Source organism: Rudaea sp., assembly GCF_057139185.1.
Map to the genome: position 1 here is coordinate 32,855 of NZ_DBNHDN010000023.1, position 16,270 is coordinate 49,124.

13 protein-coding genes, 1 tRNA gene and 1 pseudogene are annotated in these 16,270 nt (G+C 65.9%); 9 read left to right on the forward strand and 6 right to left on the reverse strand.

The genetic code is table 11. The features are described from left to right. Positions 1-57: 57 nt before the first annotated feature. Positions 58-768: pseudogene (locus AC16HO_RS08015) on the forward strand (sulfate/molybdate ABC transporter ATP-binding protein); the annotation flags it as partial. A gap of 151 nt (positions 769-919) precedes the next feature. Next, the gene (locus tag AC16HO_RS08020) at positions 920-1,810 is read left to right on the forward strand and encodes an EamA family transporter (RefSeq protein ID WP_395641730.1); all 891 of its coding nucleotides are present in this window, start codon (positions 920-922) and stop codon (positions 1,808-1,810) included. Here AC16HO_RS08020 and AC16HO_RS08025 read toward each other — a convergent pair. Continuing rightward, the gene (locus tag AC16HO_RS08025) at positions 1,802-2,827 is read right to left on the reverse strand and encodes a cysteine synthase A (protein WP_395641731.1); all 1,026 of its coding nucleotides are present in this window, start codon (positions 2,825-2,827) and stop codon (positions 1,802-1,804) included. The two genes, AC16HO_RS08020 and AC16HO_RS08025, sit on opposite strands and share 9 nt — an antisense overlap. A 317-nt stretch (positions 2,828-3,144) precedes the next feature. Here AC16HO_RS08025 and AC16HO_RS08030 point away from each other — a divergent pair, with 317 nt between their 5' ends. Then, positions 3,145-4,140, forward strand: coding sequence for a LysR substrate-binding domain-containing protein (locus AC16HO_RS08030; RefSeq protein WP_395641732.1), 996 nt, complete (start codon positions 3,145-3,147; stop codon positions 4,138-4,140). 56 nt (positions 4,141-4,196) lie between these two features. Further along, positions 4,197-4,544, forward strand: coding sequence for a GFA family protein (locus AC16HO_RS08035; RefSeq protein WP_395641733.1), 348 nt, complete (start codon positions 4,197-4,199; stop codon positions 4,542-4,544). An 832-nt stretch (positions 4,545-5,376) separates the two neighbouring features. Here the strand turns inward: AC16HO_RS08035 and AC16HO_RS08040 are convergent. The 3 genes from AC16HO_RS08040 to AC16HO_RS08050 form a co-directional block, all read right to left on the reverse strand. Next, a complete protein-coding gene (locus tag AC16HO_RS08040; protein WP_395641734.1) occupies positions 5,377-6,096 on the reverse strand; it encodes a phosphoadenylyl-sulfate reductase in 720 nt (239 codons plus the stop codon). A 111-nt stretch (positions 6,097-6,207) separates the two neighbouring features. Next, a complete protein-coding gene (gene cysI / locus AC16HO_RS08045; protein WP_395641735.1) occupies positions 6,208-7,947 on the reverse strand; it encodes an assimilatory sulfite reductase (NADPH) hemoprotein subunit in 1,740 nt (579 codons plus the stop codon). Between the two features lies 1 nt (position 7,948). Further along, positions 7,949-9,769, reverse strand: coding sequence for an assimilatory sulfite reductase (NADPH) flavoprotein subunit (locus tag AC16HO_RS08050; protein ID WP_395642151.1), 1,821 nt, complete (start codon positions 9,767-9,769; stop codon positions 7,949-7,951). A gap of 385 nt (positions 9,770-10,154) precedes the next feature. On the opposite strand from AC16HO_RS08050, the gene AC16HO_RS08055 reads away from it, so the two are divergent. After that, positions 10,155-11,609, forward strand: coding sequence for an FAD/NAD(P)-binding protein (locus AC16HO_RS08055; RefSeq protein ID WP_395641736.1), 1,455 nt, complete (start codon positions 10,155-10,157; stop codon positions 11,607-11,609). Between the two features lie 78 nt (positions 11,610-11,687). Continuing rightward, positions 11,688-11,761 (forward strand) — tRNA-Gly (locus AC16HO_RS08060). A 32-nt stretch (positions 11,762-11,793) separates the two neighbouring features. Here AC16HO_RS08060 and AC16HO_RS08065 read toward each other — a convergent pair. Both AC16HO_RS08065 and AC16HO_RS08070 read right to left on the reverse strand, forming a co-directional pair. Then, on the reverse strand, positions 11,794-12,330 hold the full coding sequence (locus AC16HO_RS08065) for a nucleoside deaminase (RefSeq protein WP_395642152.1): 537 nt from the start codon (positions 12,328-12,330) through the stop codon (positions 11,794-11,796). A gap of 41 nt (positions 12,331-12,371) precedes the next feature. Then, a complete protein-coding gene (locus AC16HO_RS08070) occupies positions 12,372-14,102 on the reverse strand; it encodes a glutamine--tRNA ligase/YqeY domain fusion protein (protein WP_395641737.1) in 1,731 nt (576 codons plus the stop codon). 145 nt (positions 14,103-14,247) lie between these two features. Here AC16HO_RS08070 and AC16HO_RS08075 point away from each other — a divergent pair, with 145 nt between their 5' ends. From AC16HO_RS08075 to AC16HO_RS08085, 3 genes are all read left to right on the forward strand, one after another. Continuing rightward, a complete protein-coding gene (locus AC16HO_RS08075; protein WP_395641738.1) occupies positions 14,248-14,514 on the forward strand; it encodes a putative signal transducing protein in 267 nt (88 codons plus the stop codon). 66 nt (positions 14,515-14,580) lie between these two features. Next, the gene (locus AC16HO_RS08080; RefSeq protein ID WP_395641739.1) at positions 14,581-15,243 is read left to right on the forward strand and encodes a glutathione S-transferase family protein; all 663 of its coding nucleotides are present in this window, start codon (positions 14,581-14,583) and stop codon (positions 15,241-15,243) included. Beyond that, a complete protein-coding gene (locus tag AC16HO_RS08085; RefSeq protein WP_395641740.1) occupies positions 15,240-16,139 on the forward strand; it encodes a DMT family transporter in 900 nt (299 codons plus the stop codon). The genes AC16HO_RS08080 and AC16HO_RS08085 overlap by 4 nt, the downstream gene beginning before the upstream one ends. Positions 16,140-16,270: the final 131 nt, after the last annotated feature.

Here is a 16,270-nt window from a genome sequence, read left to right on the forward strand (position 1 = left end):
ATCGCGAAAGTCGAAAAAGCGGCCATCCCTGGCCGCATTCCTCAATAAAGATCTGCCATGCAAATATCGATACGCCAGTTGAGCAAGAGCTACGGCAGCGTCGCCGCGCTGAACGCTATCGATCTCGACATCGCCTCGGGTGAACTGCTCGCGCTGCTCGGCCCGTCCGGGTCGGGCAAGACCACGCTGCTGCGCGCGATCGCGGGCCTCGAGCCGATCGATGCCGGCCGCATCCAGTTCGGCGACATCGACGCGACCGAACTCTCGGTGCAGGAGCGCCGCGTCGGCTTCGTCTTCCAGCACTATGCGTTGTTCAAGCACATGAGCGTGCTCGACAACATCACCTTCGGCCTGCGCGTGCGCAAGCGCAAGTACCGCCCCGCGCGCGAGGAGATCCGCCGCCGTGGCGAAGAGTTGCTCAAGCTCGTCCAGCTTGGCGGATTGGAGGCGCGCTATCCGAACCAGTTGTCCGGCGGCCAGCGCCAGCGCGTCGCGCTCGCGCGTGCGCTCGCGATCGAGCCGCGCGTATTGTTGCTCGACGAGCCGTTCGGCGCGCTCGATGCGAAAGTGCGCAAGGAGCTGCGCGTGTGGCTGCGCCAGTTGCACGACGAAACCGGCTACACCACCGTGTTCGTGACCCACGACCAGGAAGAGGCGCTCGAACTCGCCGACCGCGTGGTCGTGATGAACGCCGGTTCGATCGAGCAGGTCGACACGCCCGAGGCGATCCTGCGCCGGCCGGCGACGCGTTTCGTCGCCGAGTTCGTCGAGCGCGACGCGGCCGGGCACTACACCGCCGCGCATCCGCCGCATCCGCGCACCGTCCACGAACGTGTCGCGCGCGCAGTGCGCGTCGGCTAGCGCTTGCTCGCCGGCGCGCGGCTAGAATGCCGCTTCGCACGCATCCCACGGTCCGCGCATGTCTTTTCCGCATCTGCTGCTTGCCCTCGCGGTCATCGTCGTCTGGGGCACGAATTTCGTCATTATCAAGCTCGGCCTCGGTGAGTTGCCGCCGCTGCTGTTTGCGACACTGCGTTTCTTCTTCTCCTGCGTGCCCTGGCTGCTGTTCGTGCGCCGGCCTGCGCTACCGTGGCGGTTTCTCGTCGCCAACGGCTTCTTTCTCGGCTTCGGCCTGTTCGGCCTGTTGTTCATCGCGATGCGCAACGACATCGCGCCCGGTGTCGCTTCGCTCATGGTGCAGACCCAGGCGTTCTTCACGATCGGTCTGTCGATGGTCCTGCTCGGCGAACGACTGCGTGCATTCCAGGCGGCGGGCCTCGCGCTTTGCGTCGCCGGACTCGTGCAACTGTTCCTGCACGTCGACGCGACGACGACGACGCTCGGGCTGCTGCTGACCCTGGGCTGCGGCCTGTCGTGGGGGATCGCGAACATGGTGGCGAAGAAGGCGATCCAGCGCGATCCCGCGCTCGACATGCTCGGTTTCATGGTTTGGTCGAGTCTGTTCGCGGTACCGCCGCTGCTGCTGGCGAGCCTGATTTTCGAAGGCCCGTGGCGCATCGCCGATGGCCTCGCGCACGCGAGCGCTTTCGGATGGGGCGCGTCGATGTGGCAGGGCGTGGCCAATACGCTTTTCGGCTACGGCGTGTGGAACTGGTTGCTCGCGCGCTACCCGGCGGCGACGATTTCGCCGCTGTCGCTGCTTGTGCCGATCGTCGGCATGGCCAGCGCGGCGGTCTGGTTCGGCGAGCCGCTGCCGGCATGGAAGCTCGAGGCCGGCGCGCTCGTACTGCTCGGCCTCGCTACGATCACCTTGTGGCCGCGGCTGCGCGCACGCTTCGTGTCAGTCTGAGATCGGAGGGAACGCGCGATCGAGCCACGCCGGCACCTGCAGGTTTCTCGCGCGCAGGAATCCCGGGTTGAAGATCTTCGTCTGATAGCGCGTGCCCGCATCGGCGAGCACGGTGACGATGGTGTGGCCTTTGCCGAGTGCACGCGCGAGGCGGATCGCACCGGCGACGTTGACGCCGCTCGAGCCGCCGACGTTGAGGCCCTCTTCGACGAGCAGCGCGTGCAGCAACGGCAGCGATTCGTCGTCGGGAATCGACCATGCCAGGTCGATGGGTGCGTCCTTGAAGTTCGCCGTGATGCGACTGGAGCCGATACCTTCGGTGATCGAGTTGCCCTCGGCCTTCAGCTCGCCGGTGTTGACGTAGCTGGCCAACGCCGACCCCGTGGGATCGGCGAGCGCGATCGCGACGCCGGGTTTGTTCGCCTTGAGGAAGCGACCCACGCCGGCCAGCGTGCCGCCGGTGCCGGTCGCGCAGACGAAGCCGTCGATGCGGCCGCCGGTCTGGACGAAGATTTCCGGCCCGGTCGTCGCTTCGTGGAAATCGCGATTGGCGGTGTTCTCGAACTGGTTGGCGAACCACGCGCTGCCGGGTTCGCGCGCGTTGAGTTGTTCGGCCATGCACCGGGCGGCATGGGCGTAGTGCCCGGGATTGGCATAGGGCACCGCGGGGACGAGGTGCACTTCGGCACCGGTCAGGCGCAGCGCATCGATTTTCTCGCGGCTTTGCGTGTCCGGCATCGTGATGATCGTGCGGTAGCCGCGGCTCGCGCCGAGCAGGGCAAGGCCGATGCCGGTATTGCCCGCGGTGCCTTCGACGATGGTGTCACCGGGACGCAGCGCTCCGGTGTTCTCGGCGTCGAGCAGCAGGCCGAGTGCGGTGCGGTCCTTGATCGAGCCGCCGGGGTTTGCGAACTCGCATTTGGCCAGGATCTCGCAGCCGGTCCGTTCCGAGGCGCGGCGCAGTCGAATCAGCGGGGTGCGGCCGATCGCATCGGCCAGGTCTTTGCGGATGTCCATGCCCGGAAGGGTATTGGCATGGCGGGGAATTTGAAACACCGCGGCGGCCAGCCAGTTGGCTGGCGAAACCGCGAAACGCGTTTGCGTTTTTGATAACTCGTCGCATATTACCTTGGGTTATCAGGCCAAAAACGCGCCAAAAATCATGCGTTTGGCCGTCTAAACGTCTGGACGCCCAGATAACCAGTGGTTATGATGCTTGACATCAATCGGGAGAATTTCATGGCATTCTCGCATTCCGCTCGCTGTTGTCGCTGTCGACCCGCCGTTTCGCGCCTCGCCGGATCCCGATTGCGACCGCCTTCGAGTACCTCGTCATGACCTTGACCCAGCTCCGTTACCTCGTCGCCATTTCCGATGCCGGCCTCAACATCACCCAGGCCGCCGACCAGGTCCACGCCACCCAGCCGGGTTTGTCCAAGCAGCTCAAGCAGCTCGAGGACGAGCTTGGATTCCAGCTCTTCGCGCGCAAGGGCAAGAGCCTTTCCGCGATCACGCCCGCCGGCCAGCAGGTCATCGACCGCGCACGCATCATCCTCGCCGAAGCGCGCAACATCCGCGCGCTCGCCGCCAACCTGCGCGGTGACGACAAGGGCGAATTGACGATCGCGACCACGCACACGCAGGCGCGTTTCGTGCTGCCGCACGCGATCGCCACGCTCAAGCAGCGCTATCCCGCGGTCAACGTCCATCTCAAGCCGATCGGCGATGCGCAGGTCATGGGCCTGTTCGAGCGCGGTCAGGCCGATCTCGCCCTCATTTCGACCACCGGCGCCTTGCCCAGCGACGGCCTCGCCGTGCCGCTGTTCCGCTGGCGCCGCGCCGTCGTCGTGCCGAACGGACACGCGCTGGCTGAACTGAAGCGACCGCTGAAATTGTCTGATCTCGACGGCGAGCCGCTGGTCAGCTACGAATCCTCGCTGCGTCCGGAATCCTCACTGCGCCGCGCGTTCGCGGCGGCCGGCATCGTGCCGCGCTTCTCCTGCACCTCGCGCGACGCCGACCTGATCAAGACCTACGTGCGTGCCGGACTCGGCGTCGGCATCTTCGCCGACATGGCGTTCACCGACGACGATGCGCGCGACCTGCGCCAGGTCGATGCGGGCGATCTGTTCCCCGAGTGCACGACCTGGCTCGTCTTGCGGCGCGATCGCGTGTTGCGCGCGTACGCGGGCACGCTGGCCGAGCTGATTGCGCCGCAGATCGACCCGCGCGACCTGCAGCGCGCACTCGCCGGCGAAGAACCCGCGGAGTGGCCGCTGCCGCCGTACTGGAGCGAACTGCAGAAGAAGCTCGTCGCCAAGGCGGCCTGACTTCGCCTCGTTGCTGGGTTAACCTGCGGGCCTCTCGGTCTGCAGGAGTTCCGGCGATGAAGTACCAAGGTGGCTGCCATTGTGGTCAGGTCGCGTTCGAGGTCGAAGGCAATCTCGAAGGCGTGATGAGCTGCAATTGCTCGATGTGCCAGCGCAAGGGTGCGCTGATGTGGTTCGTGCCGCGCGAAAATCTGCACGTCACGCGCGGCGACCGCGCGATGGCGAGCTATACCTTCAACAAGCACGTCATCCAGCACAAGTTCTGCCCGGCCTGCGGCATCCATCCAATCGGCGAAGGTACGGATCGTTCCGGCAACGCAAAGGCGATGATCAACGTGCGCTGTCTCGAGAATGTCGACATCGCGGCGCTGCCGGTGACGCATTTCGACGGACGATCGCTCTGACGGAGATTGGCCTTTCTTGTCATTCCGGCGCAGGCCGGAATCCAGTCTCTTCGCTTTTGACCTGGAGTAGGGTTAAGAGCAAGTGCTTCCACTCGCCCTGCGGGCGAGCGGGTTACTTTCTTTGCTCGTGCAAAGAAAGCTAACCAAAGAAACACGCCCAGAGCATTGCGCCCTTTGGGCTTCCTGCCCAAAGGGTTCGCGCCAGCGGCCGGGTTTCGCTGACTGCACGTCCGTGTGCAGGCAGCGAAGTCGGCGCGATCCATCGCGCCGCCCCTAACGGACGTTTCCGACCGCTGCCGCCGCAATGCAATGGGGACCCGGAAAAGCCAGAGCAGCGCGCTCCTGCGCGCTGAAGCCAAAGCCTCCATGCCTTGCTCTTGATCCTGCTCGTGATCTTCGGGTCCCCGTTTGCCGCGGCGAGGGCATGACGGAAATGCCTGAAAGGTCGCGCGCACGATGCGCGCGAGTTCGTTGCACGCACACGGAGGTGCGTTCCGAACCCCGGCATGCCCTCGCGCACCCGGAGCGCGTAGCGCGGAGGGCGCGGCATCCGGGGCGTGTTCTCTTTGCCTATCTTTCTCTTGCACGAGCAAGAGAAAGTAGGCCGCGCGCCGGATGCGCGCGGAAAAACGAACGGACGCGGCCACAAATGAATCAGAAGCAACGACACTGGATTCCCGCTAGAAGCACGCGGGAATGACGAGCGAAAGCAAAAAAACAGAACTGGACGACCAGCCCTTCGGCTGTTGAAAGCCTCGCCTGCGCGGGCATGACTGGCCAAAGACCGCGGTGTTGGGATTCCGGCGGACGCCGGAACAACGAGCTAGCGACGTCAGTCGAAATGCAATCCGCACTCGCGCTTGAGGCCGAAGAATCGCGTGTCTTCCTCGCGCATGCCGTCGCCGAGTGCGCGCGTCGTGTGCACGTCGCCGATCGAGACGTAGCCCTGTTCCCACAACGGATGGTAGGGCAGGCCGTGCAGCTGCATGTATTGCCAGATGTCGCGGTCACTCCAGTCGATCAGCGGATGCAGCTTCCAGCGACCGTCGCGCACTTCGAGCACGTTTGACTGACGCCGCGTGGTCGACTGCGCGCGACGCAGACCGGCGATCCAGGTGCTCGCGCCGAGTTCGGTCAGCGCGCGGCGCATCGGCTCGACCTTGCGCAGCGCGTTGTACTCGCTGATGCCGTCGATGCCGTTTTCCCAGAGCTTGCCGTGGCGCGCTTCCATCCAGGCGATGCCGATCTGCGGCCGGTAGACCTTGAGATTGAGCGAGAGTTTTTCGGTCAAGTCGTCGGCGAAGCGGTAGGTTTCCGGAAAAAGATAGCCCGTATCGATCAGCACGACCGAGATATCGCCGCGCTCGCGCGTGGCCAGGTGCAGCAGCACGGCCGATTGCGCGCCGAAGCTCGACGACAGCACATGCTCGCCGGGCAGGTTGGCCAGCGCCCAGCCCAGACGCTGGTGCGCGTTGCGGCTTTCCAGCCAGAGGTTGAGTTCGACGAGGGCGGTCGGGTCCTCGTCGACGGTTTGGATGTCGGGCAGTTTCATGGCGCGCTCTCCGGCGCTGTGTTTGTTGACGTTATTGCGTGAAAACTCAAGAGAAGCGGATTCGGACGACGTGGCTTGGCTACAGTGCAACATGATTGCGTTCTCTCGGATTCACGCCGCCGTAAGCGACGATTCGAGCAAGGTGACGGGGATGACTTTGTAATGTGCTTCGGCGAGGACGCCGGCGCGCACGAGGAAATCGCCGAACGCTTCCGCCCGCGTGCGTTCGGCCGCATAGTGCGCGAACAGTTCGTCCAGGGCCGCGAGAATCTGCGCCTCGTCGACGTTCTCGCGATGCAGGCGGTTGAGCCGCTGCCCGCGCGTGTCGGCGCCGAGCATGAGGTTGTAGCGACCGGGCGCCTTGCCGATCAGCGCGATCTCGCCGAGGTAGGGACGCGAGCAGCCGTTCGGGCAGCCGGAAAGGCGCAGGTGGATGCGTGCGTCGCGCAGGCCGTGCCGGTCGAGCAGCGCTTCGACCTTGCCGGTGAAATCGGGCAGGTAGCGTTCGGCCTCGGCCATCGCCAGCGCGCAGGTCGGCAGCGCGACGCAGGCGAGTGCGTTGAGCCGCAGCGGCGTCGCGCTGCGGTAGAGATCGAGGCGATGCTCGGCGACGATCTCGTCGATCTCGGCGCGACCCTCGTTCGGCACGTTCGCGATCAGCAGGTTCTGGTTCGGCGTCAGGCGGAACTGAAGCCCGGAATTTCCGTCTGCATGGATCTGCGCGATCCTGCGCAGCGCGGTCAGATGCGTGTGCTCGCCACGGTCGGCGACGCGGCCGGCTTCGATGCGCAGGGTCAGATGCGCGCGGCTGTTCGTGCCTTCGACCCAACCGAAGCGGTCGCCGTTGTGCTCGAAGCGGAACGGTCGCGCCGGGCGCAGCGGCGCGCCGAAACGACGCTCGACCTCGCCCCTGAACCAGTCCAGGCCACGGTCGTCGATCGTGTACTTCAGGCGTGCGTGCTTGCGGTCGCTGCGGTTGCCGAAGTCGCGCTGGGTCCTGATCACGGCTTCGGCAATGGCGTTGACGCGGTCCGGCGCGACGAAACCGAGCAGATCGGCAAGGCGCGGATACGTCGCCGGCTCGCCGTGCGTTGCGCCGAGACCGCCGCCGGCCACGACGTTGTAGCCGAGAAGTTCGCCGTTCTCGACGATCGCGATGAAGCCCAGGTCGTTGGCGAACACGTCGACGTCGTTGTACGGCGGCACCGCAAAGGCGACCTTGAACTTGCGCGGCAGATAGACCTCGCCGTAGATCGGCTCGTACTCCTCGCCGGAGCCGGCGACTTTTTCTTCGTCGAGCCAGATTTCGTAGTAGGCGCGCGTTTTCGGCTTGAGGAATTCGGACAGCTTCGCCGCGTCGTCGTGAATGCGCGCGTGCAGCGCGGATTGCAGCGGATTGACGCCGGCCATGACGTTGCGGTTGACGTCGCCGCAAGCCGCGACCGTGTCGATCAGCGCGGCGTTGATCGCCTGCAGCGTCGCCTTCAGTTCGCGCTTTATCACGCCGTGGAACTGGAATGCCTGGCGCGTGGTCAGGCGCAGCGTGCCGTTGCCGAAACGCGTGGCGACCGCATCGAGCCCGAGCCATTGCCGCGGCGTGACCACGCCGCCCGGCAGGCGCGTGCGGATCATGAAACTGTAGTCGGGTTCGAGCTTGGCCGCACGGCGCTCCTCGCGCAGGTCGCGGTCGTCCTGCATGTAGCTGCCGTGGAACTTGATCAGCTGCGTGTCGTCATCGGAGATCGCGCCGGTGACCTCGTTGGCGAGGCTTTCCAGCAGCGTGCCGCGCAGACGCCGGCTGCGGGTCTTGATGCCTTCGACGGCGGACGGAGTGGCTGTGGTCGCGGACATGTCAGTAGACGTCGCGCGCGTAGCGGCGCTCGGCCGCGAGCTGGTTGAGGAAATCGCGTGCATCTTCGTCGGACTTGCCGCCGTGTTCGATCACGATGTCGCGCAGGGCCGCATCGACATCGTGCGCCATGCGCGTGGCGTCGCCGCAGACGTAGAGGTGCGCGCCGTTCGCGATCCAGTCGTAGAGCTCTTTGCCGCGGCGGCGCAGCGAGTGCTGCACGTAGACCTTCTCGGACTGATCGCGCGAGAACGCGAGGTCGAGCTTGTGCAGCGTGCCGTCCTTGAGTGCCTTCTGCCATTCGAGCTGATAGAGAAAATCGCTGCGGAAATGCGGATTGCCGAAAAACAGCCAGTTGCGGCCGGCCGCGGCGGTCTCGGCGCGTTCCTGGAGGAAGCCGCGGAACGGCGCGACACCGGTGCCCGGCCCGATCATGATCACGTCGCGCGAGGCATCGGACGGCAGGCGGAAGCGCTCGTTCTCTTCGAGGAAGACCGGCACGTCGGCGTCTTCCGGGAGAGTGGCCAGAAACTGTGACGCCGCGCCGACGTGCCGGGTCCCGAACTTTTCGTAGTCGAGCACCGCCACGGTGAGGTGGACTTCCTCGCCGACCGCTTTCTGACTCGATGCGATTGAATACATGCGGGGGGCGAGCGGACGCAGCGCGGCGACGAACTCGTCCGCACTCCATTCCGCCGCAAACGCGTGCAGCACGTCGATCAACTGGTGCTCGCCGAGCAGTTCGCGCAGTGCTTCGCGGCCTTCGGGCGCGAGCGCGTGCTCGAGCGCCGCGCTCTTCGCGCGCTTGGCGTGTTCGACCAGGAACGGCTTCGACAGCGTGGTGATCTCGCGCTTGCGCAGCAGCCACTCGCGCAGCGAATGCGATTCGCCTTGCAGGCTCAGCGCACGCTCGCCGTCGAACTTCAGCTGCGCCAGCACGGCATCGACCAGCGCCGGCGGATTGGTCGCGATCACGCCGAGCGCGTCGCCCGGGTGATAACCCAGACCAGAGCCCTCGAGCGAGAGCTCGATGTGGCGGATGTCCTTCGTGCCGTTGCGCGCGCTGATGCGCTGGCTGGTGAGCAGCGATGCGGCGAACGGCTTCTCGCGCGTCCACGCCGGTGCATGCACATGCGCTGCGCCGCGCAATGGCGTCACCGTGGCCGCGCGCGGGACGCTCGGTGCGTCGCTCTTGAGCAGGTCGCGCGCCTGTTCCAGGGCCTGCTTTGCCCACGGCGCGGCGACGCTGGCGATGTCGAGATCGGCGTCGCCGCGCGCGAACAGCCGGGTCGCGCCCAACTCGGCGAGGCGCGCATCGATCTTCGAGCCGATCGCACAGAACTGCGGATAGCTCGAATCGCCCAGGCCGAGCACGGCGAACTTCAGCTGCGGCAGCTTCGGCGCGCGCTTGCCCTGGATGAACTCGACGAAGCCGCGCGCGTCATCGGGCGGATCGCCGTCGCCCTGGGTCGAAATCACGACATAGAGCAGGCGTTCGGCCGCAAGTTCGCGCGTCGCGTAGGCGTCCGCGCGCACCAGGCGCACGTTGAGCCCCGCGCCTTCTGCTTCGCGCACGAGCGCCTCGGCCTGGCGCTTGGCGTTGCCGGTCTGGCTGCCGTAGACGATCGTGAGCCGCGCGGAGGCCTGTGTTTCGGCGACTGCGGCGGGCAGCGGCACAGCCACATTGGCCGCGATCGCGGCGCTCAGCGGCACGTGCCGCGAGGAGGCGGCAACGCCGGCAACATAGCCGGACAGCCAGTACAGCGAATCGGCGTCGAGGCCCTCGGTCAGGCGCGCGAGCAGGGCGAGCCTGTCCTCGGACATGTTGTCGGAGAAAGGCGACAGGGTGCGGTTCGGTTGTGCTGACACGGCGGCACTCGCGGCTTGGGTTTGGACGGCTGGACGTCTGAATGTCCAGACGCGATGCAGGCGATCCTAGTCCTCCGCGGCAGGGGCCAGAACGTACCTTTTGTTATAGGGTCATGCGCTGCGGTTATTGCTCGAGGTGATAAAGGTGAGTCGTCAGCGGCAAGTGGTGAGTGAGGACGGCTTGCAGGTGCGTTGCAGACATGGGTGCTTTTCGGCTCACCTCCCGCCGTTCACCGCAATGTCCGCATGACGCGTTGCCATATCGATTTAGCGAACTCCTAACGTTCGTTGTGCTTCCATTCAGCCATCGCCGCCTCGATGCGGCTCCGGTACAAACGACATGCAGCGACTTATCGTGATCGGCGGCGGAGCCGCGGGCTCCGCTGTCGTGGGCGAATTCCTGCGCCGCGGCCAGCCGGGTGAATTCGACCTTACCTGGCTCGTCGGCCGTCAGGCGCCCGGCCGTGGCGTCGCCTATTCGACGACGGCGGAACACCACCTGCTCAACGTGCGCGCGGCCAACATGGGCCTGTTTGCCGACGATGCCGGTGGATTCATCGCTTATGCGCAGGCACAAGGCTGGCCGGTCAAGGGCCTCGATTTCGTGCCGCGTACCTGGTACGGCGACTATCTCGAAGCGGTGCTCGCGCGCGAGATTTTCGCCGCGCGCGCGCGCGGCCTCGCACTGCGCGCGCTTTCGGTAGACGCAGCCAGCGTGCGCGGCAACGATGCAAACGGTTACGTGGTCGGCACGGTCGAGGGCGAGGAGTTCGACGCCGACGCGGTCGTCCTCGCGATCGGCGCGCTGCCCGCAACGCCGCTGGCCGAGGTGACTGCCGCCGCGCAGGCCAGCCATGCCTATGCCGCCGATCCGTGGCATTGGCCGTTGCCGCGCCACTCGCCCGAGCGCGTTGTCGTGCTCGGTACGGGCCTGACTGCGGTCGATGCGCTGCAAAGCGCCGCGCGCCTGTGGCCGAGCGCGCAGCTCACCGCCATCTCGCGTCACGGCCAGTTGCCGCGCAGCCACAATCCGGCGCCGGGACAGCCGTACGAGCACCAGGCCTCGCTGCTCGAGGCGCTGCGCGCGCAGCCGCGCGTCGCGCGCTGGCTGCGCGAAATCCGCGACGCGATGCAGGACGATGGTGCCGAATGGCGTTCGGTCGTCGATGGCCTGCGCGCGGAGACGCAGGGCCTGTGGCGCAGCCTCGACGTGGACGAACGCGCGCGTTTCCAGCGGCACCTGCGCTGGTTGTGGGAATCCGCGCGCCACCGCTTGCCGCAACAGACCACGAACGAACTCGCGCGGCTGCGCACGCAGGGGCGGCTGAAGATCCTCGCCGCGCACATCCGTTCGATCGACAAGCATCCGAGCGAGCGCGAGCAACTCGAAGTGCGCGTGCAGCCGCGCGGTGCCGGGAATGTGCGCAGTTTTGCCGCCGATCTCGTGATCCAGGCGACCGGCTTCAACATTTCGGTCAAAGCCACCGATCACGTGTTGATCCGGCAGATGGTCGACGAAGGCGTCGCCCATGCCGACGAACTCGATCTCGGTCTCATCGCCGACGCCGAAGGCCGCCTGCTGCGCGCCGACGGCACGCCGCGGCACGGCCTGCGCTGCCTCGGCACGCTGCTGCGCGGATCGGTGTGGGAGTGCAGCGGCCTGCCGGAAATCCGTGCGCTGGCCAAGACCATCGCGTGCGGGCTGCCGGCCGAATTGCGGCGTGTGGCGAAACCCGCATCCGCGCGTACGTCAACGTCGTCATTCAACGCCGCATCCGTCTCCACGGTTGTTTGAAACTTCACGCCAGTCGATTCTTGCTTTCCGTGGCGCGGGGCCGATAAGCTTCGCCGCAGGCACTGCCTGTTCGTCGATGCGGGTGTAGCTCAATGGTAGAGCTGTAGCTTCCCAAGCTACTGACGAGGGTTCGATTCCCTTCACCCGCTCCATTCTTGCGTTACGCGACCGGGCGTTCCGCGGTTCAGTAGTTCGCGCCGCTCGCCTCGCGATAGCGAAGGAACACTTCGCGCGCGGCTTCGCGCAGGATGTCGCGCTTGACCTGCACGCCGCGCTTTGCCAGTTCGCCGATCCAGTCTGCGGGTAGCGGGCCCTCGTCGAATTCGCTCAATTCCTCGACGTCTTCGGAGCGCGCGCCGATCAGCAGTTCGTCGATGCCGGCCCAGATCGTCGCGCCATAGCATTGGCAGCAGGGCTGCGCGCTCGTGGCGAGCACGAATTCCTCGCGCGCTTCGCCTGGCGCGGGCTCGTTGAGGCGGAAGCGGCGCAGCCTCGACTGGGCGAGCATGCAGGCCATCATCTCGGCGTGCGCGACCGAGCAGGTATGCGGCACCACGCGGTTGACACCAGCGGCGACCAGCCGGCCCGCGCGCGTGAACACCGCGGCGCCGAACGGGCCCCCGGTCTGCTCCTCGACATTGCGGTTGGCGAGATGGATGGCCAGCGCGACGCGCTCTTCGTTGTTGGCGTAAATCTTCGCCGCGTCGACTTCGCGGAACATCCAGTCGGGCAGGGTCAGCTCGACGAACGAGGGCAATGCATTCACTTTGCCGCCTTGGCGAACGAATCGCGCAATGTGACGATACGATTGAAGACCGGCTTGCCCGCCGCGTGGTCGCGGCTGTCGGTGACGAAATAGCCGAGACGCTCGAACTGGAACGCGGTGCCCGGCGCCACGCTGGCGAGCGATGGTTCGACGAAGCCGCGCACGATGCGGCGCGAATCGGGGTTGATGTGGTCACGATAGGTCTTGCCGTCGGCGTCGTCGTCGGGATCGGCGACGGTGAACAGGCGCTCGAACAGGCGTACCTCGGCCTCGAGCGCGTGACGCATACTGACCCAGTGGATCGTGCCCTTGACCTTGCGCTCGACGCCTTCCTGCCCCGGCCGCGATGTCGCGTCGAGCGTGCAAAGCACCTCGCTCACGTTTCCACTGGTATCCTTCTTCACTTCGATGCATTTGACGATGCCGACGCCGCGCAGGCGCACTTCGCCGCCCGGAACGAGGCGGTGGAAGCCCTTCACCGGCACCTCGAGAAAGTCCTCGCGCTCTATCCATAGCTCGCGCGCGAACGGTACGGCACGCGTGCCGAAGGCCTCGTTCTTCGGATGATTGGGGAAAGTCAGCGTTTCGGCGTGGTCGCCAGCCAGGTTCGTGATGGCAAGCTTGATCGGGTCGATCACGGCTAGCCGCCGTGCCGCCGAGGCATCAAGTTCCTCGCGCACGCAGGCTTCGAGCACGGAGTATTCGATCGTCGACACCTGTTTCGAAACGCCTGCGCGTTCCCAGAAACCGCGGATCGCCGCGGCCGGATAGCCGCGCCGGCGCACGCCGGCGAGCGTGGGCATGCGCGGGTCGTCCCAGCCGTCGACGAGGCCGTCCTCGACAAGGGCTGCGAGCTTGCGCTTGCTCGTCACCGTGTAGTCGAGGTTGCCGCGCGCGAACTCGATCTGCTGCGGTGTCGACACGGGCATGCGCAGCCCCGCGTCGACGAGTGGCTGGGTAAGTTCGGGATGATTCGGCAGATCGATCTGTGCCAGGCACCAGTCGTAGAGCGGACGGTGATCCTCGAATTCGAGCGTGCACAGCGAATGGGTGATGCCTTCGACCGCATCGGAAATGCAATGCGCGTAGTCGTACATCGGATAGATCGGCCAGGCATCGCCGGTGTTCTGGTGCGTGGTCTTGCGGATGCGGTACAGCGCCGGGTCGCGCAGGTTGATGTTACCTGAGGACATGTCGATCTTCGCGCGCAGCGTCTTCGCGCCGTCGGGGAATTCGCCGGCACGCATGCGCTGGAACAGGTCGAGGTTCTCGGCGATGCTGCGCTCACGGTACGGCGAATTGCGACCGGGTTCGGTCAGCGTGCCGCGATACTCGCGTACTTCGTCGGCTGACAGGTCGCAGACGAAGGCCTTGCCGTCGCCGATCAGCTTCAACGCGCAGCGATAGATGACTTCGAAGTAGTCCGAGGCATGGCGCAGCGCGTCCCACTCGAAGCCGAGCCAGCGCACGTCGGCCTTGATCGCCTCGACGAATTCGGGATCCTCGCGCGTCGGGTTGGTGTCGTCCAGGCGCAGGTGGCAAACGCCGGCATAGTCGCCGGCGACACCGAAGTTGAGGCAGATCGACTTGGCGTGGCCCAGGTGCAGGTAACCGTTCGGTTCCGGCGGAAAGCGCGTGACGACGCGGCCACCGTGCTTGCCGGTTTCCTGGTCGCCGTTGATGATCTGGCGGATGAAATTGTTGACGATGGAAGGATTGCTGCTCATTTCTATCGTGGGAATGCGGCTCTATGGCCGTTTTTTGGGCAGAACGGTTGAGTATACCGATACCGCAGCTGAATCGGCAGGCTGGCCCGCAGGGGCCGCGGCGGGCTTTGCCTTGCGCCCGGGAATGGGCTAGCTTGGCAGGTACATGAAGATCGTCTACCGGGCGGAAAACATCATCGACGCGAACCTCGTCAGGAATGCGCTCGCGGATGACGGCATATCGGCCTACGTCGGCGGGCACTATCTGACCGGTGCGGCCGGCGAGCTGCCGGTCAGCGGGTTGGTCAACGTCATGGTGGCGCCGTCCGACTGGTTGCGCGCGCGCGCGATCGCCGAACGCATCGACGCCGCTTTGGTCGAGCGCCGCGCCGACCCGGGTTACAACGACGATTGGGCCGCCGACGCGGTTTGAGCCGGTACTTTCATCGCGCCGCGCGTCTGTGATGGAATTCGCTGCCCGGCAACTCCGTACGAATCGATGAACGCCAAGCCCACCCTCGTCATCGGCAACAAGAACTATTCCTCGTGGTCGTTGCGCCCGTGGATTTTGCTGCGCCAGTTCGGCATCGCCTTTGACGAGGTCAAGCTGCCGCTGGACACGCCGGAGTTCCACGCGCGCATCGGCGCCTACTCGCCGGCCGGGCGCGTACCGGTGTTGATCGACGGCAATGTGCATGTCTGGGACTCGCTCGCAATCTGTGAATACGCGAACGACTATTTCCTCGATGGTCGCGGCTGGCCTGCCGGCCGCGCCGCACGCGGCAGCGCGCGTGCGATCAGCGCGGAGATGCATTCCGGTTTCTCCGCACTGCGCACGCATCTGCCGATGAATACCTGCCGGCGGGAATCGGCACCGGCGATCGGCGCCGACACCGCCGCCGACATCGCGCGCATCCGCGCGATCTGGCGCGAGGCGCGCGAGCGCCACGGCGCAAACGGGCCGTTCCTGTTCGGCGGATTCTCGATCGCCGATGCCATGTACGCGCCGGTCGCGTCGCGCTTCGTCAGCTATGCGGTGGAACTCGGCGCAGTCGAGCGTGGCTACGTTGAGGCGCTGTTCGCGCTGCCGGCACTGCGCGCATGGATGGCCGAAGCCGCAACCGAGCCGCTCGCTGTCGAGCACGAGACGACCACGCCGTGAACGACGACCTCACGGCCGCGAGCGCAGTCCATCGCCGCGCGTTCGTGAAGATGCTCGCCGGCGCGGCGCTGATCTCGACAACCAGCATCTTCGTGCGCTACGCCCACGTCGGCCCGACCGTGTCCGCGTTCTACCGCCTCGCCTTCGGCGGTGCGATGTTGCTCGTCCTCCTCGTCGTGCGCGGCGAATTGAAGCATTTCGGTTTGCGCGACGTGTACTGGCTGGTCTTGCCAGCGCTGGCATTCGCCGTCGATCTGAGCATGTGGCATCGAAGCATTTACTACATCGGCCCCGGTGTAGCGACGCTCATCGGCAATTTCCAGGTGTTTGTCATGGCCCTGGCCGGCGTGGTGTTCTACCGCGAGAGGCTGGGCTGGCGTTTCGCGGTCGGGCTGGCGCTGGCCATACTCGGCCTGTGGCTGATCGTGGGGCGGGGTTGGGCGGCACTGACTGCGGACTACCGCTTGGGCGTGTTGCTCGGCGTGCTCACCGGCGTCGCCTATGCGATCTACATGCTCACCCAGCGTCGCGCGCAGTTGCACCGTCCCGCACTGACGCCGCAGCTGGCGCTGTGCGGAGTGAGCCTGATGTGCGCGGCGATGCTCGCCGCCGCCGTGGTCGTCGAGGGCGAGGGCTTTGCGATACCGGACGGACAATCCTGGGCGGCGCTGCTCGCCCTGGCATTTTTCGGTCAGGTGCTCGGTTGGGTGCTGATCTCGCAGGCCATGCCGGTGCTGCCCGCCTCGCTTGTCGGCCTGCTTCTGCTGCTGCAACCGGCGCTGGCGTTCGTGCTCGACGTGATCCTGTTCGCGCGGCCGACCGTGCTGACGGACTGGATCGGCCTCGCCCTTTCGCTGTTCGGCATTTTCGTCGCCAGCCAGCGCGGCCGCGGATAGACATCAATCGCATGCTTGCCTGCTTCGTGGACAGGGAGATCAGAAACAAACCCTGAGCCACGAAGAACGCGAAAAACACGAGAACAGGCTTGAAAATCAGGTGCTTTTTTCTCCGCGTTCTCCGTGGCCAG